Raw genomic sequence first — 26,022 nt, forward strand, 5'->3', positions numbered from 1 at the left:
GGCAGATCAAGCTAATCGCTAAAGATAATTTGAGCGATGCCGAGAGATCCGAGCTAAAAAAGCTGACTAAGTTACTGAAGGATGAGGTGTGAAATGACTTTTTTTAATGACCTGAAAAGCGCTCTTGAAGAGGCTGTAGAGATTAAAAACGGGGTGAAGTCTCCGGCGAGGACAACCCGCTATACGGTAGCGGATGTGCGCGCCATAAGGGAACAGCTGAACGTTTCTCAAAGTGAAATGGCGAAGGCGTTGGGGACCAGCGTTGATACAATAAAAAGTTGGGAGTCAAAAAGGCGAAACCCGACCGGGCTGGCGGCAAAAGTGCTGGCGACCATACAGGCCAATCCAGCCTTTTTCTACGAACTGGCCGCCCACTAAGTTATTAAAAACGCTCTTTTTCGGCCTGATAAATAGCGTCAGGAGGCACGTTGGCACCTCCTGAGGAATGTTCTTTGTTACGCCGTTGCCTCTTCATGCTGCTGAGCCTTCAGCCATGCAATTTCTTCCGCCCAGATATCCGGGTTGGTCGTTTCCAGAATCAGCGGAATGCCGTCGAAGCGGGCATCTCGCATTATCCAGCTAAACGGCGTATGGCCGATGTTCCCCGCGCCCAGGCTATTGTGGCGGTCAACACGGCTGCCGAACTCGCTTTTGGCATCGTTGAGGTGCATGCCTCGCAGGTATTTAAAACCGACGATGCGCTCAAATTCGCTGAAGGTCTGCTCGCAGTCTGCCTCGGTACGCAGGTCGTAACCGGCGGCGAAGGCGTGACAGGTATCAATGCAGACGCCGACGCGGGACTTATCTTCCACGCCGTCAATAATGGCCGCCAGGTGTTCGAAGCGGAAGCCAAGGTTGCTGCCCTGGCCTGCGGTGTTTTCAATCACGGCGGTAACGCCCTCGGTCTGCGCGAGCGCGATGTTAATCGACTCGGCGATGCGCTTCAGGCACTCGTCTTCAGGAATTTGCTTCAGGTGGCTGCCGGGGTGGAAGTTGAGCAGCGTCAGCCCCAACTGCTGGCAGCGGGCCAGCTCGTCGATAAAAGCTTCGCGGGATTTTTCCAGCGCGTCTTCAACCGGGTGGCCCAGGTTAATCAGATAGCTGTCGTGGGGAAGGATTTGGCCCGGGCCATAATGGTATTTTTCGCAGGCGGCCTTAAAGCTATCGATAACTTCGCTGGTCAGCGGCGCGGCACGCCACTGGCGTTGATTCTTGGTGAACAGGGCAAAAGCGGTCGCTTCCAGTTCGTGGGCGCGGATGGCGGCATTTTCCAGACCGCCTGAGGCGCTAACGTGCGCTCCAATAAACTTCATCTTTCTTCTCCTGTCAAAACCCGCTATCGGGGAAAAAACAATGATAGCGGGTCAGGGGCATTTTTTCTGCTTCGAATTATGCCATCAGGTGGTGCACCGCGAGGTTAATCGCGCCGCCGCCGATAATCAGCCAGATAAACAGCACCAGCGCCATCAGCAGCGGGCGCGCCCCGGCTTTTTTCAGCGCGCTCATGTGGGTTGTTAACCCCAGTGCGGCCATTGCCATTGCCAGCAGGAAGGTGTCCAGCGTAATCAACGCATTAACCACCGCCTGCGGCAGAAGGTGGAAGGAGTTGAAAATCGCCACCACGATGAACAGCACCGCAAACCACGGAATGGTAATTTTGCTCTCTTGCGCAGCGCCCGCCGGAGCCAGCGCTTTAACGCGTGCAGCAAGGAAAATAAGGAACGGAGCCAGCATCATCACACGCAGCATTTTGGCAATCACCGCAGCATTTTCCGTTTCCGGGCTGATTGCGTGGCCGGCTGCGACGACTTGCGCCACTTCATGCATGGTGGAGCCGGTATAAATCCCGAAAGCTTCCGGCGTGAACCAGTGGCTAACCAGCGGATAAAGCATCGGGTAAATAAAGATAGCCAGTGTACCGAAGATAACCACAGTGGCGACGGCAACCGTTACTTTGCTGGCTTCTGCTTTAACCACCGGCTCGGTAGCCAGAATCGCCGCCGCTCCGCAGATGCTGCTGCCCGCGCCAATCAGCCAACTGGTGTGTTTGTCCAGCCCGAAGACCTTCTGGCCTAACCAGCAGGCGAGGGCGAAGGTGCTGCACAGCGTCAGCACGTCGATAGCCAGGCCGCTAAAGCCGACGTCGGCAATTTGCGAAAACGTCAGCCGGAAGCCATAAAGAATAATGCCGAGGCGCAGAAGATGTTGTTTCGCGAACAGGACGCCGCCGTCGCAGTGCTGCCAGATTCTCGGATACAGCGTATTGCCGATAATCATGCCGCACAGAATGGCCAGCGTCAGCGCACCAAGGCCCAGCCCTGCAACCGAAGGAATATTGCCCAGCCACAAAGCCAGCCCGGTAATGGCGGCAGAAAGCGCAAGTCCCGGCAGGAAGTGGCGCAATGTATGACGATGAGCTTGTACGGGTAGTGCAGTCATAACCTTCTCCTTTGTGATGACGAAAAGGCTACGCCTTGCTGGCATAAAAATAAAATTGATTATATATTTATAATTAATCTTTATAAGTGGTAAGCAATCCGCTGCCATTACCAGGAAAGCCACTATGCATATCACCCTGCGGCAACTTGAAGTGTTTGCTGAAGTCCTTAAAAGCGGCTCCACTACCCAGGCCTCCCAGATGCTGTCGCTCTCGCAGTCGGCGGTTAGTGCGGCGCTTGCCGACCTTGAAGGGCAGCTTGGCGTTCAGATGTTCGACCGGGTTGGAAAAAGGCTGGTGGTCAACGAGCACGGCAGGCTGCTTTACCCCCGCGTTGTGGGGCTGCTGGAGCAGGCTGGCGAAATAGAACAGCTGTTTCGTGAAGACAACGGCGCAATCCGCGTTTACGCCAGCAGCACCATCGGCAACTATATCCTGCCGGAGATGATAGCCCGCTACCGCCGGGACTTCCCGAAGCTGCCGCTGGAGCTTAGCGTCGGCAACAGCCAGGACGTGATTAACGCGGTGGCGGACTTTCGCGTTGATATCGGCCTGATTGAAGGGCCGTGCCATATGTCCGAGCTGGTGGCCGAACCGTGGCTGGAGGATGAGCTGGTGGTGTTTGCCTCGCCGGGCAACTCGCTGGTGCACCAGCCGGTGACCCTGGAAAGCCTCGCTAAGCAGCCGTGGATCTTGCGTGAACGCGGTTCCGGCACCCGTGAAATCGTTGACTACCTGCTGCTTTCGCACCTGCCGATGTTTCAGTTGGGTATGGAACTGGGCAACTCCGAAGCTATCAAACACGCGGTGCGCCACGGGCTGGGCATTAGCTGCCTGTCGCGCCGGGTGATTGCCGAGCAGCTGGAAAGCGGCACGCTGGTTGAAGTCCATGTTCCGCTCCCCCGCCTGGTGCGTACCTTGTACCGTATTCACCATCGGCAGAAGCATATTTCTAACGCGCTGCTGCGTTTCCTGCGCTATTGCGAAGCGTAATGCACCAAAACCTCGCAGTTGCACCCGTCTGGGGTGTAACCGTGAGGCATCGCTCTCCCCGTTAACCCTCATTTCACCGCGATGAAGCAGTAAAACTCACTTATCTTCCTCGTTGGCACATTAGTTGCAGATTTGAACTCAAAGAATCTTTTGTTTCAATCAGGCGACGAGGCTGCACATGACGATGAAAAAATGGTTGTTCTCTTTAGTTGGCGCGACGGTTCTGCTGGCTCAGGCCGGAGCGGTAATGGCCGATCAATTACAAGATATCGAAAAGCGCGGCGTGCTGCGCGTGGCGGTTCCGCAGGACTTCCCGCCGTTCGGCTCGGTGAATGCTGACCTGAAACCTCAGGGTTACGATATTGATATGGCGGCTTACCTGGCGAAAGGGCTGAAGGTGAAGCTCCAGCTAGTGCCGGTCACCAGCGCCAACCGCGTGCCGTATCTGCAAACCGACAAAGTTGACCTGGTTATTTCAAGCCTCGGCAAGAACGCCGAGCGCGAAAAGGTTATCGACTTTAGCCGCGCCTACGCGCCGTTCTTCCTCGGCGTTTTCGGTCCTAAAGATGGCACCGTAGCCGATGCGAAAGCGCTGAGCGGTAAAACCGTCGGCGTAACCCGCGGTGCGGTGGAAGACATGGTGCTTAGCGACCTTGCGCCAAAAGATGCTGAGGTGAAGCGTTACGAAGACAACAACACGACTATATCTGCTTACCTCTCAGGCCAGGTGCAGTACATCGCAACCGGTAACCTTGTGGTCGCGGCCATTGCTCGCCAGAACCCGACTAAAGCGCCGGTAAGCAAATTTATGCTCAAAGATTCGCCTTGTTACATCGGCCTGAAGAAAAACGAGCCAGCGCTGAAAGCGAAGGTGGACGAGTTGATTGGCGAAGCGCTGAAGGACAACACCCTCAACACCCTGTCGCAGAAATGGATGCAGGCGCCTCTGCCTGCGAATCTCGGCGCCTGAGGAGCCGGGAATGACCACGCAACTTGATTTTGCCGGTCTGCTTCCCTATTGGTCGGAGCTGGTCTCCGGCCTGTGGGTGACGCTGGCGCTCACCACCATGGCTACGGTCGGCGGCGTTGCCATCGGCATCGTCGGGGCGGCTATCCGCAGCGGCAGGCCAGGGCTGCTTAGCCTGATTTGGGGCGGCTACGTTGAGCTTATCCGCAACACGCCGTTTGTGGTTCAGCTGTTCTTTATTGTCTTCGGGCTGCCGGGGCTGGGCCTGAAGCTGACCGCCGGAGAAGCGGCGCTAATAGCCATGCTGGTAAACCTGGGAGCCTACAGCACGGAAATTATCCGCGCCGGGATTCAGGTTACGCCAAAAGGGCAGTGGGAAGCGGCTCGTGTCCTCGGTCTGACCCGCAGCCAGACTTTTCTGCGGGTTGTCCTGCCGCCGTCCCTGAAGCGTATTTATCCGTCTCTGGTTAGCCAGTGCATTATCGTAATGCTCGGCTCGTCGGTGGTTTCTCAGGTTTCCTGCGAGGATCTGACGTTTGCCGCGAGCCTTATTCAGTCACGGACTTTCCTCAGCTTTGAGGTCTACCTGGTCACCACGCTGATGTATCTGGTGCTGTCGCTTATCATGCGTCAGCTCCTGCTTGCCGCCGGGCGTAAATGGTTAGGGAGTGATGCCGGATGATGACTTTTACCGACTGGGATATCTTGCGCAATCTACTGCTGGCCGCGCGCTGGACCGTGCTTTTGTCTCTGATTGCCTTTGTCTGCGGCACGCTGGTTACTCTGCCGCTATTGCTGCTGCGCATGGGCCGGTGGACGTGGCCGAAGCGCCTGATAAGCGGCTATGTTGCGCTGTTTCAGGGCACGCCGCTGCTAATGCAACTGTTCCTGGCTTTCTTCGGCCTCGCGCTGTTTGGCATCGACGTCAGCGCCTGGACCGCCGCCACGCTTGCCCTGACCCTGTTTACCAGCGCTTTTCTGCTGGATATCTGGTACGGCAGCATTCGCGCTCTGCCGAAAGGCCAGTGGGAAGCCTGCCGCTGCCTGGGTCTGAGCTTCGGGCAGACGCTGTTCCGGGTGATTGCCCCGCAGGCGCTGCGTATTGCCGTTGCGCCCACCGTTGGTTTTTCCGTGCAGGTGATTAAAGGCACCGCGCTGGCCTCAATTATCGGCTTTGTCGAGCTGACCAAGGCGGGCACGATGCTGAATAACGTCACTTTTGAGCCGTTCAAAGTTTTTGCCCTGGTGGCGCTCGGCTACTTCCTGCTTTGCTATCCGCTGTCGCGCTACAGCCGTTATCTGGAGAAAAAATTCCATGCCGCTCATCACCATTAATGACGTACAGAAATATTACGGCGACAACCACGTGCTGAAGGGCGTCAGCCTTGATATCGATATGGGTGAAGTGGTGTCGATTATCGGGCGCAGCGGCTCCGGCAAAAGCACGTTGCTGCGCTGCATGAACGGGCTGGAAGGTTACCAGGACGGCAGCATCAAGCTTGGCGGCATGACGATAACCGACCGTGAATCCCAGGCGCGCGAAATCAGCCGTTCGGTTGGCATGGTGTTCCAGAACTTTAACCTGTTCCCGCATATGACGGCGCTGGAAAATGTAATGCTGGCACCGCGCCGGGTGCTGAATAAAAGCGCCGCCGAGTGCCGCGAGCTGGCGCTGGAAATGCTGAACAAGGTCGGGCTGGGCGAGCGCGTGGACTATCATCCGTCCAGCTTGTCCGGCGGCCAGCAGCAGCGCGTTGCTATCGCCCGCGCCCTGGCGATGAAGCCTAAAGTGCTGCTGTGCGATGAGATTACCTCGGCGCTGGACCCGGAGCTGGTGGGCGAAGTGCTAAAAGTGCTGGAGCAGCTGGCGGGGGAGGGAATGACCCTGATCCTGGTCACCCATGAAATGAACTTTGCCAGAGAAGTTGGCGACCGCGTGGTGTTTATGCATCAGGGCAAAGTGTGGGAGCAAGGCGAAAGTAAGTCGTTCTTCGCCAACCCTCGTACACCGGAATTGCAACAGTTTATCTCGTCCGTGCGCGGACTCGGTTAACCCCCTCACCGCCGGTTCCTGGTTTCGGATCGGCGGTTTTTTTAATTCCCTCCGGTTCACCTGCCTGATTAGCGCCTTGCTAATAATCGCCGGGCAATCATGAAGCTCTCTTATAACCCGGGATTTCTGCTATATGAATAAAGACGTTTTGTTACAATCTCGCCTCATTTTTTGGATAGGCAACAATTTCCTATGGTTTCACAAGATAAAACCACACAAGCGCCTGGCCTACGCCGCGAATTAAAGGCGCGCCACCTGACGATGATCGCCATTGGCGGATCGATCGGGACCGGGCTTTTTGTCGCCTCCGGGGCGACTATTTCTCAGGCTGGCCCAGGCGGAGCACTGCTCTCTTATATGCTGATTGGCCTGATGGTTTACTTCCTGATGACAAGCCTGGGCGAGCTGGCGGCATTTATGCCGGTTTCCGGCTCCTTTGCCACCTACGGGCAAAAATACGTTGAAGAAGGCTTCGGCTTCGCGCTGGGCTGGAACTACTGGTACAACTGGGCGGTAACCATCGCCGTTGACCTCGTGGCCGCGCAGCTGGTGATGAATTACTGGTTCCCGGACACGCCGGGCTGGATCTGGAGCGCGCTGTTCCTCGGCATTATGTTCCTGCTGAACTGGATCTCGGTGAAAGGCTTTGGTGAAGCGGAATACTGGTTCTCGCTGATTAAAGTCACCACCGTCATTATCTTTATTATCGTCGGCGTGATGATGATTGTCGGCATCTTCAAAGGCGCTCAGCCGGTAGGCTGGAGCAACTGGACGACCGGCGACGCGCCGTTTGCCGGCGGTTTTGCGGCGATGATTGGCGTGGCGATGATAGTCGGCTTCTCCTTCCAGGGCACCGAGCTTATCGGTATTGCCGCCGGTGAGTCCGCTGACCCGGAAAAAAACATTCCGCGTGCGGTGCGTCAGGTATTTTGGCGGATCCTGCTGTTCTATGTGTTCGCCATCCTGATTGTTAGCCTGATTATCCCTTATACCGACCCGAGCCTGCTGCGCAACGACGTTAAAGACATCAGCGTTAGCCCGTTCACCCTGGTCTTCCAGCACGCGGGGCTGCTCTCCGCTGCGGCCGTAATGAATGCGGTTATCCTGACGGCGGTTCTGTCGGCGGGCAACTCCGGTATGTATGCTTCAACGCGTATGCTTTACACCCTGGCCTGCGACGGTAAAGCGCCGCGTATATTTGCGAAGCTGTCTAAAGGCGGCGTGCCGCGTAACGCGCTGTATGCCACTACCGTGATTGCCGGGCTGTGCTTCCTGACCTCGATGTTTGGCAACCAGACCGTTTACCTGTGGCTGCTCAATACCTCCGGGATGACCGGTTTCATCGCCTGGCTGGGCATCGCCATCAGCCATTACCGCTTCCGTCGCGGCTATGTGCTCCAGGGCAATGATATTAAAGACCTGCCGTATCGTTCGGGCTTCTTCCCGATTGGGCCGATTTTTGCCTTCGTACTGTGTCTGATAATCACCCTTGGCCAGAACTACGAAGCGTTCCTCTCCGACACCATCGACTGGGGCGGCGTGGCGGCAACCTATATCGGTATCCCGCTGTTCCTGGCTATCTGGTTCGGCTACAAGATAACGAAAGGCAGCCGTTTCGTACGCTACAGCGAAATGACGTTCCCGAAATTCCGTCAGTAACAAGGCGTTACTCTTTAAAGGGCGTGTTTACCACGCCCTTTTTTCATTTCTCTCGCCAGCAATAATTCCTCCAGGTTATAGTAGAGAACAATTAAATTGATAACCATTATCATTTGCTTTATCGTTAACGCCATTCTTTAAGGAACGAAGGAGAGTTGGCGTGAAGCATATGATTAAATTCAAAAATATCTGTCTGGCACTGGCGTTAACCGCCGGCTGCCTGCAAACGGCGGTTGCGGCTACCGTGACCGATATCGTCGGGCGTGAGGTCACTATTCCTCAGAAGGTTGACCGTATTCTGCTGGGTGAAGGGCGTCTTTTCTATGCTCTGGCGCTGCTGGAAGGGCAAAAGCCTATCGACCGCATCGTTGGCTGGCAGGGCGACTTCCGTAAGCTGGATACCCAGACTTACGCGGAGTACAAAGCAAAATTCCCGAAGATTGACGATATTCCGCTGATTGGCAGCACCACGGCCGACAGCGTTAGCCCGGAGAAAGTGCTGACTCTGCACCCGGATGTGGCAATTTTTGGCCTGTCCGGACATGGTCCTGGCCGCCACAGCGAGCTGGTTTCCCAGCTTGAAAAAGCGGGCGTGCCGGTAGTGTTCGTTGATTTTCGTACTTCGCCGCTCAAAAATACCTTGCCGAGCATGCGTGTGCTGGGCAAAGTGTTGCATCGCGAAAAGCAGGCCGATGACTACATCGCCTTTTATGAAGCGAACCTGAAAAAAATTACCGATGTCACCGGCAAGATGGCGGAAAAAGATAAGCCGTCGGTGTTTATCGAACTGCGCGCTGCCGCGATGGAAGAGTGCTGCGGCTCCGCCGGTAACGGCAACATGGGCGACTTTATCGACCAGGCTGGCGGCATCAATATTGCTAAAAATCTGCTGCCCGGCGCGTTGGGCACGGTAAACCTGGAAAAAGTGATCGCGGCCGATCCTAAGGTTTATATTGCCAGCGGCGGTAAAGCACCTGGCTCCACCGCTCCGGGCGTTGTCCTGGGCGCTCAGGCAACAAAAGCTGAAGCGCAGTCCAGCCTGCAAAAAGTGCTGGAGCGTAAAGGCATTGACCAGTTAACGGCGGTCAAAGAAGGGCGCGCCTATGGCGTATGGCATAATTTCTATAATTCGCCGTACAACATCCTCGCTATTCAGGCGATGGCGACCTGGTTCCACCCGCAGGAGTTTGCCGGGATTAATCCGGAGCAAACTATGCAACAACTTTATAAACAGTTCCTTGCGGTAGAGCCAACGGGAACCTACTGGACCGATCTTAAGAAGTAACGAAGGTAAGACTTGATGAGTGCCACCACCGATCCGATGCCAAACGAGGCGCAACCCGAAACCATCATGGGGCGCTACCAGCAGGTACTGCGTCACCGTTATTTGCTGATGGGAGCGTTGGTCATTGCGATCCTCGCCTCGCTGTTGCTGGACTTTACCCTTGGCCCGTCCGGGCTGCCGCTGGATACGCTGTGGCAGACCCTGATCGATCCGGCCAATGCTAACCCCGGCACCAGGGTCATCGTGTGGGACATTCGTCTGCCTTATGCGCTGATGGCGCTGCTGGTCGGCATGGCGCTTGGCCTGGCGGGGGCGGAGATGCAAACCATCCTCAATAACCCGCTGGCCAGCCCTTTTACCCTCGGTGTTTCTTCCGCCGCGGCCTTTGGTGCGGCGCTTGCCATTATCCTCGGAATTGGTATTCCGGGGGTGCCCGATCAGTGGTTTATCTCGGCTAACGCCTTTGTCTTTGCCCTGTTTGCCGCGTTAATGCTCGACGCCATCACCCGCTGGACGCGCGTTGCCAGTTCCGGCGTGGTGCTGTTTGGTATTGCGCTGGTGTTCACCTTCAATGCCCTGGTGTCGATGCTGCAATTTATTGCCAGCGAAGACACGTTGCAGGGGTTGGTGTTCTGGACGATGGGCAGCCTGGCCCGCGCGTCGTGGGACAAACTGGGCGTGCTGCTGCTGGCCTTTGCCATCATTATGCCTATCTCAATGCTTAGCTCGTGGAAGTTGACCGCGCTACGCCTCGGCGAAGACCGTGCCGTGAGCTTCGGTATCGACGTGAAGCGCCTGCGTTTAGGCACGCTGCTGCGCATCAGCATACTCTCTGCGCTCTCGGTCGCGTTTGTTGGCCCAATTGGTTTTATCGGCCTGGTTGCGCCGCACATCGCCCGCATGCTGTTTGGCGAAGATCACCGTTTCTACCTGCCGGGCAGCGTGCTGGTTGGCGCCCTGGTACTGTCGCTGGCGTCGGTTGCCTCTAAAAACATCATCCCCGGCGTTATTATTCCGGTGGGGATCGTTACCTCGCTGGTGGGCGTGCCGTTCTTCCTGAGTATTATTCTGCGCCATAAGGGGAACGTGTGATGCAGGGTCTAAAGATTGATGCATTCAACGCCGGTTACCCGAAGCGTAAAATTATCGAAAACCTCAACGTGCCTGCGTTGCCGCGCGGCAAAATCACCGTGCTGCTGGGGCCGAACGGCTGCGGTAAGTCTACGCTGCTGCGTTCGCTCGCGGGCCTGAACCGCGCAGAAGGGCAGCTGTATCTGGACGGTGAAGACCTGATGGCGCTGCCATTTGCCAAACGCGCGGAGAAAGTTGTTTACCTGCCGCAGTCGCTGCCGCAGGGCGTGCATCTGCATGTGCTGGAGTCGATTATCGTTGCCCAGCGCGCTTCCGGCGGCCGCCACAGTGCCGAAAGCGAAGAGCAGGTGATGCAGCTGCTTAAACAGCTGGGGATTTCCCATCTCGCCCTCAGCTATCTCGACCAGCTTTCCGGCGGGCAAAAACAGCTGGTTGGCCTGGCGCAATCGCTTATCCGTCGGCCCTCTCTGTTGCTGCTGGATGAGCCGCTGAGCGCCCTGGATTTAAATTACCAGTTCCACGTAATGGACCTGGTTGCCCGTGAAACCCGCGAGCGTAATATCGTCACCGTTGTGGTGGTTCACGATATCAATATTGCCCTGCGCCATAGCGAGCATGTGCTAATGCTGCGCGACGGCAAGCTGGTGGCAAGCGGCGAGCCGGAAGCGGTTATTACTCCGCGCAGCCTGGCTCAGGTTTACGGCGTCAGGGGGCGGATAGAGCGCTGTTCCCATGGCGTCGCCCAGGTGCTTATCGACGGCTTAGTCGAGACGCCCACCGTATAACAAAGCTTTTCAGGAATACTAAGGAACACAATATGCAGCCGGTGGCCAATGTAGCCGCTGGCGCATAGTGCAATGTGAGCGCTAAACGGTTGTTTCGTTTGTAATTCACCTCATGGAGAGAAAAGGAATGTTAAGGTTGAATCCCATTGTCCGGGGAGGACTCTGCGCATCGGTACTCGGTCTGGCTTTTCCCGCTGCCGCCGACGATCGTGAAGAAACGATGGTTGTTACCGCATCCGCTATCGAGCAAAACCTCAAAGATGCTCCCGCCAGTATCAGCGTTATTACTCAGGCCGACCTGCAAAAGAAACCAGTCACTAATCTGAAAGATGTGCTTCAGGAGGTGCCCGGCGTTCAGTTAACCAATGAAGGCGATAACCGCCGCGGCGTCAGCTTGCGCGGCCTGGATAGCAGCTATACCCTGATTCTGGTTGACGGCAAGCGAGTGAACTCCCGCAATGCGGTCTTCCGCCACAACGATTTTGATCTTAACTGGATCCCGGCTGACGCTATCGAGCGCATCGAAGTGGTTCGCGGGCCAATGTCTTCCCTTTACGGGTCAGACGCCCTCGGCGGCGTGGTTAACATTATTACCCGCAAGGTCGGCAAAGCCTGGCACGGCACCTTCACCGTGGACTCAACCGTGCAGGAGCATCGCGATCGCGGCGACACCTATAACGGCAACTTCTTCACCAGCGGCCCAATTATCGACGACGTGCTGGGCGTTAAGGTTTACGGCAGCCTCGGCAAGCGCCAGAAAGATGGCCAGAAGCCGTCCACGGTTAACAACACGGGCCTGACTCCGCAAATTGAAGGGTTTACCGCGCGCAATGCCAGCACCGAATTTTCATGGACCCCGGCCGCGAACCAGGATGTTACATTCGGCTATGGTTTCGACCGCCAGGACAGGGAATCTGACTCGCTGGATAAGAACCGTATCGAACGCCAGGATTACTCCATCGGCCACAACGGGCGCTGGGACTTCGGTAATACCGAGCTGCGTTTCTATGGCGACAAAATCGATAACCTGAACCCGGGTAACAGCTCGCCAATTACCTCCCGCAATAACAGCATTGACGGCAAGCTGGTGCTGCCTCTGGCAGAGATTAACCAGTTCCTGACCTTCGGCGGTGAATGGCGTCACGACAAGCTGACCGATCCGGTCAATATTACCGGCGGCAACGGTTCTGCAACGTCCGCCAGCCAGTACGCGCTGTTTATTGAAGACGAATGGCGTATCTTCGAGCCGCTGGCGCTGACCACCGGTATTCGTATGGACGACCACGAAACCTACGGTGACCACTGGAGCCCGCGTGCTTACCTGGTGTATAGCGCCACCGATACCGTAACGGTAAAAGGCGGCTGGGCAACGGCCTTTAAAGCGCCATCTCTGCTGCAGCTTAGCCCTGACTGGACCAGTAAATCCTGCCGCGGCGCCTGCCAGATTGTCGGTAGCCCTGACCTTAAGCCTGAAACCAGCGAAAGCTTTGAGTTGGGGATTTACTACGCCGGGGATGAAGGCATTCTCGACGGCGTGAGCGGCAGCGTGACTGCTTTCCAGAACAACGTTGAAGATATGATTGATATCCAGCGTACCGCCAACAAAAGCATCGCGCCTTCTTACTCAAACTTCGTCGGTTTTGATAAGAGCGGCAACCCAATCTTCCGCTACTACAACGTCAATAAAGCGCGTATTCGCGGCGTAGAAACCGAGCTGAAAATACCGTTTAACGACCAGTGGAAGCTTTCGCTTAACTATACCTATAACGACGGGCGTGACCTGAGCAACGGCGGCAATAAACCACTGCAACAGCAGTCGTTCCACACTGCTAACGGCACGCTCGACTGGGCACCGTTGGATGACTGGTCGTTCTATGTGTCGGCAAACTACACCGGCAAGCAGCGCGCCGTATCGGCATCGGATAAAACGCCGGGTGGCTATGTAGTCTGGAACACGGGCGCAGCCTGGAAAGCGACCAAAAACGTGAAGGTACGAGCCGGGGTGCAAAACCTGGGCGATAAAGACCTGAATCGCGATGTTTATAGCTATAACGAGGACGGGCGTCGCTACTTTATGGCGCTGGATTACAGCTTCTAATCTATTGTTAATTATTTATAAGTCATTTCAACTACCCGCCATCTGGCGGGTATTTTTTATCCTTTTTTTATTTTCCTGCCAGCTCCGTTTCTTATTCTGAATTTATATAATTGTGACCGGTGTGGTTTGTTTTGTGTTTACAGAGATGTTACCTTGAAAAAATAAAAGGATATTTCAGAGCTTTATCTTCAGGAGTAAATAATTGATTAATGTGGTTCGTTTAATTATTAGATGATGTGAGATATGGCACAGGAAGTGTCTTTTTATCCGGGATTCATAACAAATTATTTTAATTGGTTTTAATCGAGTGCCTGATTCGATGATGTTTCATAGATGCTGATGTTTCTGTGAATATATTTTTATGCGTGTATTAAGGACATTTCATGCCTTGCGTTAACTTGACTATAAATAACCAAAGAAAACCAATGGAAAATGAAAGCTTATCTGTTGTTTCCGAAGATATCACACCGGATACGGAGATACAGCCTGAGATTTCAACTACCGGGCATGAGGATAAGGCTGAGGACGAGCTGGCCGAATTGAGGGCTCATTTACAGGCTATGATCGGCGGCTATCTGCCTGAGTTTTATGAATTCCGGCGAGCGGGCTGTAATATTCTGTATCCCAAACCAGTCGATATCGAGGCATTACAGGCGCGAGTCAACGCAATGCAGGTACCGGCATTTATGCAACCGCATCAGAAACATCTCGAGCAGGCCGCTGGCGCTTTTCTGGACCGGTTTAGATTATTTCGAAAAGAGAAGACGTGGCACAATAACGCGCTTGATTTCATCAAGTTTCGCCTGGCGATAAAAGACGCTGGCTGGGATTCACCGCAAGCTCGGGATGATAATGAAGCACTAAAATATGCTAACCGCATGAGCGGTCATCTCTCGGGTGCTATGCATCTTATTAGCCTGCTCAGCAGCACGGAACAGCAGATATCGTGGGAGTGCGCGCGGCAAACAAGTTACGATGAACTCCTCAGAGCGCTCCTCCCGATAGACACCGAAGATCATCACAATCAGTATTCCGCCCAAACCCGTGGCAACTTGACTAAAAATCATCCGGACAACATAAAATTTAATGCCATCGTGAACTCAGTCACGCTGGATGAAAGAATGGCCCGTGAGGTATTGAGTAGGGAACTGGAGGGGCTATCGGGAATATTACTGAGTGATATTGTTCTCACCAGATGTTATGCGGAAAAGGCAGAGGGGAAAACTGAGACTCAAAGGATCGCTCGTGACATCCTGACGCTCTGTCGAATCCTTCAGGGTATTATCGAAAGCATTCAGTACGAAGGGAAGTATATACGGCCCCCGCCTGGCGGGGCGCTCGTCGGGCATAAATCATCCCGACAGAGGGAAACTCTCACCCTCACTGAAACGATAAAAAAAGAGTTAGTTACGTCCTGGAAAACCGTGCGTATACACGTCCAGGAATATTCATCAACTCTTGGAATGGTGACCGGTAAGATAGATAAGAATGCACAGCGTATACTGCATAAACATATTAACGACTCAAACTCTCTTTATACACCTGCTGCCAGACGTAACATAAACGAAGCTATCTTTCGGGTTGGAATAATACTGCTGGATAAAATTCAGCAAACCACGGCCGATATACATAAAATCAGACAAACCTGTCACCCATTACAGCAGGCCATAACGCATTACGATGGGCTCAGGCGAATGTTATCTGATATGCCGCCCAACGCCATTCTGGATGCCAGGCTGTGTGCGGAGTCTGAGAGATGGCAGAACAAAATAGAAGAGTTAAAAAAATCGCTGCGGCGTAGGTGCCAGGAAATAACAACGCTGGCCGAAGAGAATATAAAACAAAAATTTCTGTCAGCTTTAAGAGATGAATTGAACCAGGCTCCCGGGGTGATGGCATCAGACAGCGTCATCAGTGATTTTGATACGCAGATAAAAGAGGTCGTTGAGATACTGGCCAGCATTGATAAGGAGATGAACCAGGCGCTGTTACCTCTCCTGGAGCGTGGAGAGGCCGGATATAAAGAGCTGCACGAGTACACCGTAAACGGGTTACAACGCCTTAAACTTATAAAAAACAATCTGAAAACCAGCCTCATAAAAGCCACTGGCCGGTCGATTAACAACTTTTCTCGCCAGGGAATGCTGGCCAGGAGGATGGGCGAATGGAGCGAAGCGGAAAAGCAACGTTATCTGAGTCGTTTTTCTGAAGAAGACCGGACTGCCTCTGAAAAAGCCTATGACAGTTTATTTCTTGAGCTCGTTCAGCACTACCTTCCCTTATTATCCGGAGAGTCCGATCCTGAAGGGAATCGGCTTCTTCAGAGGCTGCGGCTCGAAATGGGTAATGCAGCCAAAGGTATCACCTTTTACCCTGCAACGATGGACGAGATCATCGCCGGAATGAAGAGTCGCAATCAGGTAATAAGAGGCTGGGCGGGAAGAAAACTGGTCAGAATGGTCTTTCTGGCTGCCTGTCTGGAGGGGATTAATCTAATACCGAATCTGGCCGCACTACCGCTGCGCATGGGGATTAAATTTGCTATTACGGGGGCAAAAGTAGCGTGGGCTGTCCGCAAAGGGCGGCAGGGAATACGCGGTGGTGAGGGAGATATCAGCGATGGGGTAAGGGAATACGCCAGGCAGAGTTACAAAACGGCGGCCCTCAAAGTCATGCTTTCACTGCCTCCCGGACTGACCACTCTGCTGGGCGTGAGCCTGGTGTGTTTCGATATTTACGAGGGGGGACTGGAAGGGGCAGGGAAAAAAATTGCGAAAAATATTGTAGGAGAAGCGCCGTGGCGTGCCCTGGATGCGGGAAGCAGAACGGCTGTAGTCGCTTATGCCACAGAACTGGTGGACGCCGCTGTGAATGGCGCGGAACCTGTGAGGCGGCCAGCGGCTTTACCGCCACAAAAAGATACTGATTCGTGCTCTGAAAACCGTAACCATAATACTGCTTTAGGCAGGGCCAGAAATAAGAGAGCCCTTGCCGCCGGGGAGCAACATGAGGAGTATGCTGATTTTGAGAAGACCCTGAAGTTTAGCAACTTCTCTGATGATAAGAAAAAAACGACTTATTTGTATGGTATTAAATATGCGTTATTTAAAATAGAAAATGATGAGAGGTTACCGAGGGAAATCAGACGTAATGCCTATCTTGCCCGTATAGGTGCTACACTTTTAGTCCCTGTTGATATATATAAATACAAACTTAATAACACATTTTTACTGCCTGATTCTTCTGGCTCTAAATCCGGAATGCTTATTCGTCTGGATTCGGAAGTGCTTTACTATTATGTCAGGAAAGGAGAGGATCTTTTACCGGATATCAAATGGGCAATGCCATTCGATGCAAATGAGTGGAGAAACAAAGAGATTCCATCTATTGGTGGACATGCTTATAGTCCTTTTTTCAATGGTTTTAGTTTTGTTAATGATATAAGGAATGGGGTAATTAGTTATGATAGGTTTTTTAATTATAATAAATCAGAGGCGATAAGTATTAATGTTCTCGCTACATTACTTGAAAAGACCATAACTGAGGACTATAAAAATAAATCAGCGGTGATTGATAACAAAAAGCTAGTTAATAGGGCGATCCTTGGGGCTCAAATTCCTGATCAAGAAGTAAGTGTGACTGAGGTGAAATACCGCCTTGAATTTGACTGGGGTAATTTAAAACCAGAGGAATATTTAAGATCATTTTCACGCCCTTTTGCGACACTCGGCGGGCAGATGCAGCTAATACTCAGCAATATCGAAGGGGAGACTTTACAGCAGAAAGAACAAAACATAATTCGGGCCGAGTATATAGGCACATGGGTTGACGTCACTTCCGATGTAGTCGCTGCATTTACACCCCTTGGGCTTGCCATTGGTTTGGCTCAAACAGCTGCGGGTATTGGTGCTGATGTTTTGGAACATAACCCCCCTGATATATTAAATATTATGTCTTTAATTTTGGGGGCCATTCCTGATGCAAAAGTTGCAGCTAAATTAGGAAGATTCAGCCACGTTGCAGGCGATTCAGTGAAATATGGTTTGATGGTTGGAAAAAAAGTGGTGGATTTGCTTGTTGTGGGTAAAAGCATTAAGGCCGCGGAAGAGAGCGGAGAACCACTCGCTATTTACCAGGCATTTATAGCCAGTGGCTTAAGTATCAGGAGTTCTTATCATATGGCAAAGCATATATCTTCAGCGCTGAAGTTCTCCAAAAAAATGGAGGAAAGCGGCACGCTGAAAGAACTTGAAGCACTCCAAAGTAATCTGCCAGAATATGCAGTAAGATCGGACATGCCATTCCGTACCGTCATGATCGGAAAGACAGAGGTATTAACAAGAATAAACAAGGGGCAAGTAGAGATATGCAGAAACGGTAGATTTCTCATAGAAAAAGGAAATGAACTCCACCTGGCAGCTTACAGGCTGGAGAATGCCCGCAGGGTGCGCGAATCCGCTAAAAATAAGATGCCTGTGTTTCAGGCTTATTCACCATCAACAGAATATCCGCCGGCACAGGAAGACAATGCCCGGGAAATGCCATATTCAGGTTTCTCCGGTAGCCGAGAATTAACTTTTGAACAAACTACCCATCATCAAATAAGTCTGAATAAAATAACCAAGTTTGTGCTTACCAGAAAATTTAAAAATGCCAGAGCGAGCACTTTTGATAATGTTTCTTTAAAGTTCAAGAAAAATGATGAGTTCACTGTTGCCAGTAATATGTCTTTCGGGAGGAAATTGACTGAGAATATATCTATCGAGTCTATGAGTATATCGATCAATGATATGGAGAAAAAGGCCTTTGACTTAGTAGAAAACATTAATAAGTATACGGGGAAAGATAAGGAAGATGTGATCAATAATCTCGTTGTAATCCAGCGTGGGTTAGTGGATGCAAAACGTATAATCGATTCTCCTGATACTGATTATAATTCCGTGTATGTTTTAACTAAAACAGGGGAATCAAATGAATTGGTAGCAAATCATTACGGGTTGGCAGTTTTTCGATATGATATTAATAATTCCGATCTGCACCTGGATTTCTTAATGGCACATCCCTACGTTGTTATTAATAAATATCCTGCAGTCGCGGATTTTCTCACTAATAATGGATTGATTTCTAAAGAGCAACTGCATAAATATAACATAAAAAATGTAGCTCGGTTTCTTGGTACTAAAGCGATATGCAGTGAGCTTGAGAGTTATGATGCGATTCCAGGAGAGCACGTTAAGACATTTTCATTTAATGGTGTTAATCCAATAACTCAAAGTATCGGCTATCAACTTGACAGTTTTTCTAAATTATTCTCTAAGAAAAGTTCTCATAATATTCTTGATGAACCTGATTACAGCGACGAGTTGGAAAGCCCGGCGACTACCTCATCAGTTATTCACGATTATTATCAGAGCCTGGAAATACTAAAATCTCATGTAAGAGATTCATTCGCATCTGTCAAACCTGTGGAAACAATATCTCCCGAAGCCGCGGAGGCTACTATACAGAAAATCATGCGGGACTACGATGCAGAGATATTGTCTGAAAAAATTACTGATGGCCTGGAACACCCGGATGAAGAGGTAAAAGCGTTTTCTGGGGAAGTTATTACTTCTGTTAATCACGCCTATGAAAAAGTATCTAAAGTTAAAGCACTTTTTGATGAAGCTGAAATCAGTCCTGAAATTAAGGCTGACCTGAAGGGATTGCTTGATGAAGCCACTGGACTGAATGATGATGTACTGGTTAATATTGATAAAAAGGATGTTTCTGCCATATCTGACATGGTTTATGACAGATTTAAAAATAACATCGACAAAATACATTGCTTTCTTTCAGAACAAAAGACATCTAATTATGATGTTTTTGTTTTATATAGATATCGGCAGCCTGATTTATCTAAGGTTCAGGCCATTGCGTTGCCCTATGACAGCAAGAAAAGAATCATGGTAGCTATGTTGCCGCAGGATAAGCGTCGAGGCGGATTAGTTGACACAGTAGTCCATGAGGTTTTACATAATGCTGCTACTACATTGGATCATACTTATATTGGAGATCTGCGTGCTAAAAGAGGTTCATTTCCTTCCTCATTTGAGTTTTCAGCCCGTAAAACAGAGCATTTTATTGAAAATAACCAGTCAAAGATTGATAATATAAGATATGCTTTAGATTTACCCCGAAGTATTATGCCTACCGAAAGACAACAACAGATCGCACGCGCAGTTTTACACAACAGCAAGCTTATTAAAGCCGATACCCTTCTGAATGCTGCGGAATACAATGCATATATGATTCATGTTTTAAGTGGGGCCAGCCTGGAAGGCTTGAATATTAAGTTTGAAGATGAGTTGTTGAGAAGTAAACGCTCTGTTGATGAAAGTGATAGTTTGCTCGACAATATAGTTATGGTGGCTTTATTGAGCGTTAGCCTTCCCAGGCATCATATTGAATTCAATCAGACTATCTTCAATCTTGCATTAGAGTTTTTTTTAAAACAGGATACGGAAACACCACCTGATGTTAATTTTTTGCCTTATCTTTCAGTATTTGAGGCGATGACAAAAAAACATGAGATTACTTTGCAACAGGTGCGTGAGTTAGAAGAAGAAAAGGCAGGAAAACCAGGCGATCTGCTGGCGAAAGCTAAATATCAATATGCCGTTTTGGCATATATATCCAGGCCAGAAGAAATTAAATTGCCGATTGATGTAATGCGAAATAGGCTTGTTCGGTCAAAGGAGGAAATGCTTGATGCTTATCAAAAGGAGCTGCAAAGAAACAAAGATATTAGAAAACAGTTGGCAGAGGCCATTCTGGATAATTATCGAATGAATAGAGATAACTCTTCAACTGTAAGTTCAGAAATACAAACAGCTGCGGAAAGTAAAATCACTGATTTGCGAATTAAAAATAAGGCTAATGTTGATTTGATGTTTCAGCAATCACGCAAGCTGAATTTGCTTTCTGAAAAGCTTTCATTGTGGGATAAAGCTTTCATCTAAATGTTTTTGCTGTGGCCTGAATGAAGCTGGAAGAGATGCCAATCATTATCGCCTGCGCCCGTCGGGATGATTTGGGTGTTGCATATCTGGGGGCTAAACACCTTAACCATCCCGGCAGGAAGAGGAAATAAAGAACTAGCCCAGCAAATGCTCCGCGTGGAACCGCAGATGGTCCTCAACAAAAGTGGCAATAAAATAGTAGCTGTGGTCGCAGCCTGGCTGAATGCGAAGCGTTAGCGGCCAGCCTTTCTCCTGCGCGACCTTTTCAAACTCTTCCGGGCGTAACTGGTCGGCCAGGAACTGGTCGTCATCCCCTTGATCGATAAGTATCGGCAGTTTTGCCGACGCCTCCGCTTTACTCAACAGGCAGCAGCTATCCCATGCCTGCCAGCGCGATTCATCGTTACCGAGATAGGCCCTGAAAGCCTTCTGCCCCCAGGGTACGCGAGTTGGGTTAACAATAGGCGCAAACGCTGAAACCGAGCTGAAACGTCCAGGATTTTTCAGCGCCATTATCAGCGCGCCGTGGCCGCCCATCGAATGGCCGAAAATTGAAGACTTTTCACTGACGCTGAAGTTATCCGCAATCAGCTGCGGCAGCTCGTCGCGCAGGTAGTCGTACATGCGGAAGTTTGCCGCCCATGGCTGCTCGGTGGCGTTGAGGTAAAAACCTGCGCCCTGGCCTAAATCGTACCCGGCATCATTGGGCACGTCTTCGCCACGCGGGCTGGTATCCGGCATCACCAGCACTATACCCAGCTCTGCCGCGACCCGCTGCGCGCCCGCTTTGGTGGTGAAGTTTTCGTCGTTACAGGTCAGGCCGGAGAGCCAGTAAAGCACCGGTGGGGGAGTGTTGCTTGCAGGCGGCGGAAGAAAAATACTGAATGTCATCGGGCAGTTAAGTACGTTGGACGGGTGGCGCCAGCGCTGCTGCCAGCCCTCAAAACATCGGTGTTCTTCCAGTAATTCCATCCAGAGGCTCCTTAAAAGTATTCAATAGGTATGATTGCGGGCAAAAGTGAAAAGTGTGTTTTTCCCTCTCTGTAGCGATCGGCCGAAATTCAATAAACTGATTTCCCTCGTTTATTTTTTATGTTTCCGGACATTTATTCTTTCGCCTGATGTTTTTCAACAGTCTGTTATGAACAACTTTCACTTCACCTGAGTCTAGCCATCCCGCATTATGGCCGCAACGGTATTGTTCCCATCCGAACGGTCGAACAACGGTATTAACGATTTCAATAATTATGCCCGGCACTACTGGATTCTGAGTACGTGCTGCCGCACAATGTGCGGACACTTTGCCCCATGAAGGGCAGAGGTCAGCCACACCTGCAGGAGAAAACAGCATGTCATCACTCTCAAAAGAAGCCGCCCTGGTTCATGAGGCGCTGGTTGCGCGCGGTCTGGAAACGCCGCTGCGTCCACCGTTGCGTGAACTGGATAATGAAACCCGCAAAAGCCAGATTGCCTCACATATGACGGAAATCATGCAGCTGCTTAATCTCGATTTGAGCGATGACAGCCTGATGGAAACTCCACATCGCATCGCTAAAATGTATGTCGATGAGATTTTCTCCGGCCTGGATTACGCTAACTTCCCGAAAATCACCGTCATTGAAAACAAAATGAAGGTTGATGAAATGGTGACCGTGCGTGATATCACCCTGACCAGCACCTGCGAGCATCACTTTGTGACCATCGACGGCAAAGCGACCGTGGCGTATATCCCAAAAGAGACCGTTATCGGCCTCTCTAAAATTAACCGCATTGTGCAGTTCTTTGCCCAGCGTCCGCAGGTTCAGGAGCGTCTGACTCAGCAAATCCTGATTGCCCTGCAAACCCTGCTTGGCACCAATAACGTAGCGGTTTCAATTGATGCAGTGCATTACTGCGTGAAAGCGCGCGGCGTTAAAGACGCAACCAGCGCCACCACCACGACTTCGCTCGGCGGCCTGTTTAAGTCGAGCCAGAATACGCGTCAGGAATTCCTGCGCGCAGTGCGCCACAGCTAACATCTCAGGCAGGTATCCGTGGAGAGAAATGTCACCCTGGACTTCGTCCGCGGAACCGCCATTCTTGGTATCCTGCTGCTTAATATTGTCGCCTTTGGCCTGCCGAAGGCGGCCTATCTCAATCCTGCCTGGTATGGTTCAATCACCTCGCGCGACGCCTGGACCTGGGCGGCGATGGATCTCTTTGCCGAAGTAAAATTCCTGACCTTATTTGCGCTGCTGTTTGGGGCCGGGCTGCAAATGCTGCTGGCTCGCGGTTCGCGGTGGATCCAGTCGCGCCTGACGCTGCTGGTGCTGCTTGGATTTATCCACGCTCTGCTGCTGTGGGACGGCGATATTCTTCTGGCTTACGGCCTGGTGGGGCTGGTGTGCTGGCGTATGATCCGCGACGCGCCCGGGCAAAAACAGCTGTTTAATACCGGCGTCATGCTTTACCTCACCGGGATTGGCGTGCTACTGCTGTTAGGGTTTATCTCCGGCGACGCGGCCAACCGTACCTGGGTGCCGGATGCGGCCAACCTGCAATACGAGCAGTGGTGGAAGCTTGGCGGAGGCAAAGAAGCTATCAGTAACCGCGTTGATTTACTCTCTTCCAACCTGGTTGCGCTTGGCGCGCAGTACGGCTGGCAGCTGGCGGGCATGATGCTGATTGGCGCCGCCTTGATGCGCAGCGGCTGGCTCAAAGGTCAATTTAGCCTGCGTCACTACCGGCGCTGCGGTATTACTCTTATTGCCGTCGGCTTGGGGATTAATCTCCCCGCGGTGGCCGCTCAGTGGTGGCTTGCCTGGGATTACCGCTGGTGTGCGTTGCTGTTACAGGCACCGCGCGAGCTAAGTGCGCCGTTTCAGGCGATTGGCTATGCCGCGCTGGCGTGGGGGTTCTGGCCGCAGCTGTCCCGTTTCAGGCTGGTAGGCTGGATTGCCTGCGTCGGGCGCATGGCGCTGAGCAACTATTTGCTGCAAACCGTCATCTGCACCACGCTGTTTTACCGCTTTGGCCTGTTTATGAAGTTCGACCGCCTGTCGCTGCTGGCTTTTGTCCCCGCAGTCTGGGCGGTGAACCTGCTGCTGTCGGTATTCTGGCTGCGTTATTTCCGCCAGGGGCCGGTTGAATGGCTGTGGCGGCAGCTAACCGCTCGCGCATCAGGGCAGACGCAAAGCGGTACTCAGAGATAATGATATTCGTCACAAAGGTTAACGAATTGTATGTAACCGCTTTCATCCCTGTGATCGACTTCACGCCGCACTGACCCCCGCTCGCCGCAGAATAGCCACCTTGCCTAAAACAGGGTGTACCTATGAGACCGACTCCCCCAACGCCGATAACCATTCGTGACGTTGCCCGTATCGCCGGGGTTTCAGTAGCGACAGTATCCCGAGTATTGAATAACAGCGCGCTGGTCAGCCCGGAAACGCGCGAAAATGTCATGCAGGCGGTAACCGAGCTGGGCTACCGTCCTAACGCCAACGCACAGGCGCTGGCTACTCAGGTCAGCGACACCATCGGCGTGGTGGTGATGGACGTTTCCGATCCTTTCTTTGGCGCACTGGTCAAAGCGGTGGATATGGTTGCCCAGCAGCATAATAAATATTTGCTCATCGGCAACAGCTACCACCAGGAAGAGAAAGAGCGCCACGCCATTGAGGTGCTGATTCGCCAGCGTTGCAGCGCCCTGATCGTACACGCCAAGGCGCTGAGCGACGCAGAACTTGCCTCCTTCCTGGAGCAGGTGCCGGGCATGGTGCTGATTAATCGCCTCGTCCCCGGTTACGCCCACCGCTGTGTCTGCCTCGATAACGTCAGCGGGGCGGTAATGGCTACCCGCATGCTGCTCAATCAGGGGCATTCGCGCGTCGGCTACCTCGCCTCCAGCCACCAAATTGAAGACAACGACCAGCGGCATCAGGGCTGGCTTCAGGCGCTGGCGGAGCAGGGCATAACGCCCCCGGACAGCTGGGTCGGCACCGGCACGCCGGATATGCAGGGCGGAGAAGCGGCAATGGTTGAGCTGCTGGGCCGTAACCTGCAATTGAGCGCTATCTTCTCTTATAACGACAGCATGGCGGCCGGGGCGCTTACCGCCCTGAAAGATAACGGCATTATCGTCCCTCAGCATGTGTCGATCATCGGCTTCGATGATATTCCCATCGCCCGTTACACCGATCCGCAGTTAACGACCGTGCGTTATCCGGTCGTTTCTATGGCGCGGCTGGCGACGGAGCTGGCGTTACAAGGCGCGGCAGGTACGTTGAATCGTGATGTAACGCACTGTTTTATGCCGACTTTAGTTCGCCGCCACTCGGTGGCCGTGAAGCAAAATGTGGCGTCGATCACTCTGCTGCCAAAGAGTTAGATGTAACCGGTTTCAATCTGTGAGTAAATTCACAGTTAATTAACATTGCGCTGACTATTATGTCAGCGTTTTATCAGCTGAAACGCAATGTAACCGTGACTACTCACTTTTAGCAGCGCGATTAGCCAAAAACGACCATAAAAAACGCAGTATTGGATTGTTACCGAACACGGAAGCGCATTTTTTTAGGATAACTTCGGCATTCAGTAACTTTTTATTAACATTACTGTCCTGCCTGGTTTCGAACCCGAACTACCCTGCAAAATAAAAAACCGGAGATACCATGAATAAGAAGGTTTTGACCCTGTCCGCCGTGATGTCCTGCATGCTGTTTGGTGCCGCAGCCCACGCCGCTGATAGCCGTATTGGCGTGACTATTTACAAATACGACGACAACTTCATGTCAGTGGTGCGTAAGGCGATTGAGAAAGACGGTAAAGCCGCACCAGACGTTCAGCTGCTGATGAACGACTCCCAGAACGACCAGTCAAAACAGAACGACCAGATTGACGTTCTGCTGGCTAAAGGCGTTAAAGCGCTGGCTATCAACCTGGTTGACCCGGCCGCTGCCGGCACCGTGATTGAAAAAGCACGCGGGCAAAACGTACCTGTTGTGTTCTTCAACAAAGAACCATCCCGCAAAGCGCTGGACAGCTACGACAAAGCTTACTACGTCGGCACCGACTCTAAAGAGTCCGGCATCATTCAGGGCGACCTGATCGCTAAACACTGGGCGGCTAACCCGGCGTGGGATCTGAACAAAGACGGCCAGGTGCAATTCGTTCTGCTGAAAGGCGAGCCGGGCCACCCGGATGCGGAAGCGCGTACCACTTACGTTATCAAAGAGCTGAACGACAAGGGGCTGAAAACCCAGCAGCTGCAGCTGGATACCGCAATGTGGGATACCGCTCAGGCTAAAGACAAAATGGATGCCTGGCTCTCCGGCCCTAACGCTAACAAAATCGAAGTGGTTATCGCCAACAACGATGCGATGGCAATGGGTGCTGTAGAAGCGCTGAAAGCCCACAACAAAACCTCAATTCCTGTGTTCGGCGTAGATGCCCTGCCGGAAGCTCTGGCCCTGGTTAAGTCTGGCGCAATGGCCGGGACCGTGCTGAACGATGCTAACAACCAGGCTAAAGCCACCTTCGATCTGGCGAAAAACCTTGCCGAAGGTAAGCCAGCGGCAGAAGGCACCAACTGGAAAATTGAGAACAAGATTGTCCGCGTACCTTATGTAGGCGTGGATAAAGATAACTTGGCCCAGTTCGTCGGCAAGTAAG

General features: G+C 52.1%; 19 protein-coding genes. 16 read left to right on the top strand and 3 right to left on the bottom strand.

All coding sequences use genetic code 11. The annotated features are described in order from the left end of the window. Nucleotides 1-93: 93 nt before the first annotated feature. Entirely contained in the window at nt 94-378 is a 285-nt protein-coding gene (gene nadS / locus ACG1VR_RS07225; RefSeq protein WP_039898470.1) for a NadS family protein, read from the top strand. Nucleotides 379-455: 77 nt separating this feature from the next. On the opposite strand, the gene nfo is transcribed toward nadS, so the two are convergent. Together nfo and ACG1VR_RS07235 are read right to left on the bottom strand one after the other, a co-directional pair. After that, a complete protein-coding gene (nfo, locus tag ACG1VR_RS07230; RefSeq protein ID WP_172569429.1) occupies nt 456-1,313 on the bottom strand; it encodes a deoxyribonuclease IV in 858 nt (285 codons plus the stop codon). 76 nt (nt 1,314-1,389) lie between these two features. Further along, nucleotides 1,390-2,439 carry a YeiH family protein gene (locus tag ACG1VR_RS07235; protein ID WP_395490566.1) on the bottom strand — a complete coding sequence of 350 codons (1,050 nt, stop codon included), beginning with the start codon at nt 2,437-2,439 and terminating at the stop codon, nt 1,390-1,392. 124 nt (nt 2,440-2,563) lie between these two features. On the opposite strand from ACG1VR_RS07235, the gene yieE reads away from it, so the two are divergent. The 11 genes from yieE (at nt 2,564) to ACG1VR_RS07290 (ending at nt 20,370) form a co-directional block, all read left to right on the top strand. Beyond that, nucleotides 2,564-3,430: a DNA-binding transcriptional regulator YeiE gene (yieE, locus tag ACG1VR_RS07240; RefSeq protein ID WP_216376187.1), complete on the top strand. Its 867-nt coding sequence runs from the start codon at nt 2,564-2,566 to the stop codon at nt 3,428-3,430. Nucleotides 3,431-3,614: 184 nt separating this feature from the next. After that, entirely contained in the window at nt 3,615-4,400 is a 786-nt protein-coding gene (locus tag ACG1VR_RS07245; RefSeq protein WP_039899366.1) for a transporter substrate-binding domain-containing protein, read from the top strand. A 10-nt stretch (nt 4,401-4,410) separates the two neighbouring features. Beyond that, a complete protein-coding gene (locus ACG1VR_RS07250; RefSeq protein ID WP_016537345.1) occupies nt 4,411-5,079 on the top strand; it encodes an amino acid ABC transporter permease in 669 nt (222 codons plus the stop codon). Further along, entirely contained in the window at nt 5,076-5,732 is a 657-nt protein-coding gene (locus ACG1VR_RS07255; protein WP_016537344.1) for an amino acid ABC transporter permease, read from the top strand. Before ACG1VR_RS07250 ends, ACG1VR_RS07255 begins: the two co-directional genes overlap by 4 nt. Further along, nucleotides 5,713-6,450, top strand: a complete 738-nt coding sequence (locus ACG1VR_RS07260; protein ID WP_016537343.1) for an amino acid ABC transporter ATP-binding protein — start codon at nt 5,713-5,715, stop codon at nt 6,448-6,450. Before ACG1VR_RS07255 ends, ACG1VR_RS07260 begins: the two co-directional genes overlap by 20 nt. Before the next feature lie 192 nt (nt 6,451-6,642). Then, complete coding sequence (locus tag ACG1VR_RS07265; RefSeq protein ID WP_016537342.1) at nt 6,643-8,109, top strand: amino acid permease; 1,467 nt, start codon at nt 6,643-6,645, stop codon at nt 8,107-8,109. Between the two features lie 169 nt (nt 8,110-8,278). Then, a complete protein-coding gene (locus ACG1VR_RS07270) occupies nt 8,279-9,394 on the top strand; it encodes an ABC transporter substrate-binding protein (RefSeq protein ID WP_395491067.1) in 1,116 nt (371 codons plus the stop codon). 15 nt (nt 9,395-9,409) lie between these two features. Further along, a complete protein-coding gene (locus ACG1VR_RS07275) occupies nt 9,410-10,486 on the top strand; it encodes an iron ABC transporter permease (RefSeq protein ID WP_016537339.1) in 1,077 nt (358 codons plus the stop codon). Next, nucleotides 10,483-11,271, top strand: a complete 789-nt coding sequence (locus ACG1VR_RS07280) for an ABC transporter ATP-binding protein (RefSeq protein ID WP_395490567.1) — start codon at nt 10,483-10,485, stop codon at nt 11,269-11,271. Before ACG1VR_RS07275 ends, ACG1VR_RS07280 begins: the two co-directional genes overlap by 4 nt. Before the next feature lie 127 nt (nt 11,272-11,398). Beyond that, nucleotides 11,399-13,369, top strand: coding sequence for a catecholate siderophore receptor CirA (gene cirA, locus ACG1VR_RS07285; protein ID WP_395490568.1), 1,971 nt, complete (start codon nt 11,399-11,401; stop codon nt 13,367-13,369). Nucleotides 13,370-13,794: 425 nt separating this feature from the next. After that, entirely contained in the window at nt 13,795-20,370 is a 6,576-nt protein-coding gene (locus ACG1VR_RS07290) for a hypothetical protein (protein WP_395490569.1), read from the top strand. A 135-nt stretch (nt 20,371-20,505) separates the two neighbouring features. On the opposite strand, the gene fghA is transcribed toward ACG1VR_RS07290, so the two are convergent. Continuing rightward, entirely contained in the window at nt 20,506-21,342 is an 837-nt protein-coding gene (gene fghA / locus ACG1VR_RS07295; protein ID WP_016537333.1) for an S-formylglutathione hydrolase, read from the bottom strand. Nucleotides 21,343-21,719: 377 nt separating this feature from the next. Here fghA and folE point away from each other — a divergent pair, with 377 nt between their 5' ends. The 4 genes from folE (at nt 21,720) to mglB (ending at nt 26,021) form a co-directional block, all read left to right on the top strand. Then, nucleotides 21,720-22,385, top strand: a complete 666-nt coding sequence (folE, locus tag ACG1VR_RS07300; RefSeq protein ID WP_172569439.1) for a GTP cyclohydrolase I FolE — start codon at nt 21,720-21,722, stop codon at nt 22,383-22,385. An 18-nt stretch (nt 22,386-22,403) separates the two neighbouring features. Further along, nucleotides 22,404-23,561, top strand: coding sequence for a DUF418 domain-containing protein YeiB (gene yeiB, locus ACG1VR_RS07305; protein WP_395490570.1), 1,158 nt, complete (start codon nt 22,404-22,406; stop codon nt 23,559-23,561). Nucleotides 23,562-23,683: 122 nt separating this feature from the next. Beyond that, nucleotides 23,684-24,739 (top strand): HTH-type transcriptional regulator GalS, encoded by a 1,056-nt coding sequence (galS, locus tag ACG1VR_RS07310; RefSeq protein ID WP_395490571.1) that lies wholly within the window; start codon nt 23,684-23,686, stop codon nt 24,737-24,739. Nucleotides 24,740-25,022: 283 nt separating this feature from the next. Next, nucleotides 25,023-26,021 carry a galactose/glucose ABC transporter substrate-binding protein MglB gene (gene mglB, locus ACG1VR_RS07315; protein WP_016537328.1) on the top strand — a complete coding sequence of 333 codons (999 nt, stop codon included), beginning with the start codon at nt 25,023-25,025 and terminating at the stop codon, nt 26,019-26,021. The last annotated feature ends 1 nt before the right edge of the window (nt 26,022 follow it).

It is taken from the genome of Cedecea davisae (assembly GCF_044095835.1).
GTDB lineage: Bacteria > Pseudomonadota > Gammaproteobacteria > Enterobacterales > Enterobacteriaceae > Cedecea > Cedecea davisae.

Excerpts from the sequence above, each read along its gene's own strand:
- fghA (WP_016537333.1), bottom strand. The coding sequence starts at position 21,342 with ATGGAATTACTGGAAGAACACCGATGTTTTGAGGGCTGGCAGCAGCGC.
- mglB (WP_016537328.1), top strand. The coding sequence starts at position 25,023 with ATGAATAAGAAGGTTTTGACCCTGTCCGCCGTGATGTCCTGCATGCTG.
- yieE (WP_216376187.1), top strand. The coding sequence starts at position 2,564 with ATGCATATCACCCTGCGGCAACTTGAAGTGTTTGCTGAAGTCCTTAAA.
- ACG1VR_RS07265 (WP_016537342.1), top strand. The coding sequence starts at position 6,643 with ATGGTTTCACAAGATAAAACCACACAAGCGCCTGGCCTACGCCGCGAA.
- ACG1VR_RS07275 (WP_016537339.1), top strand. The coding sequence starts at position 9,410 with ATGAGTGCCACCACCGATCCGATGCCAAACGAGGCGCAACCCGAAACC.
- ACG1VR_RS07260 (WP_016537343.1), top strand. The coding sequence starts at position 5,713 with ATGCCGCTCATCACCATTAATGACGTACAGAAATATTACGGCGACAAC.
- cirA (WP_395490568.1), top strand. The coding sequence starts at position 11,399 with ATGTTAAGGTTGAATCCCATTGTCCGGGGAGGACTCTGCGCATCGGTA.
- ACG1VR_RS07290 (WP_395490569.1), top strand. The coding sequence starts at position 13,795 with ATGGAAAATGAAAGCTTATCTGTTGTTTCCGAAGATATCACACCGGAT.
- ACG1VR_RS07250 (WP_016537345.1), top strand. The coding sequence starts at position 4,411 with ATGACCACGCAACTTGATTTTGCCGGTCTGCTTCCCTATTGGTCGGAG.
- ACG1VR_RS07255 (WP_016537344.1), top strand. The coding sequence starts at position 5,076 with ATGATGACTTTTACCGACTGGGATATCTTGCGCAATCTACTGCTGGCC.
- ACG1VR_RS07270 (WP_395491067.1), top strand. The coding sequence starts at position 8,279 with ATGATTAAATTCAAAAATATCTGTCTGGCACTGGCGTTAACCGCCGGC.
- nadS (WP_039898470.1), top strand. The coding sequence starts at position 94 with ATGACTTTTTTTAATGACCTGAAAAGCGCTCTTGAAGAGGCTGTAGAG.
- ACG1VR_RS07245 (WP_039899366.1), top strand. The coding sequence starts at position 3,615 with ATGAAAAAATGGTTGTTCTCTTTAGTTGGCGCGACGGTTCTGCTGGCT.
- ACG1VR_RS07235 (WP_395490566.1), bottom strand. The coding sequence starts at position 2,439 with ATGACTGCACTACCCGTACAAGCTCATCGTCATACATTGCGCCACTTC.
- nfo (WP_172569429.1), bottom strand. The coding sequence starts at position 1,313 with ATGAAGTTTATTGGAGCGCACGTTAGCGCCTCAGGCGGTCTGGAAAAT.
- galS (WP_395490571.1), top strand. The coding sequence starts at position 23,684 with ATGAGACCGACTCCCCCAACGCCGATAACCATTCGTGACGTTGCCCGT.
- folE (WP_172569439.1), top strand. The coding sequence starts at position 21,720 with ATGTCATCACTCTCAAAAGAAGCCGCCCTGGTTCATGAGGCGCTGGTT.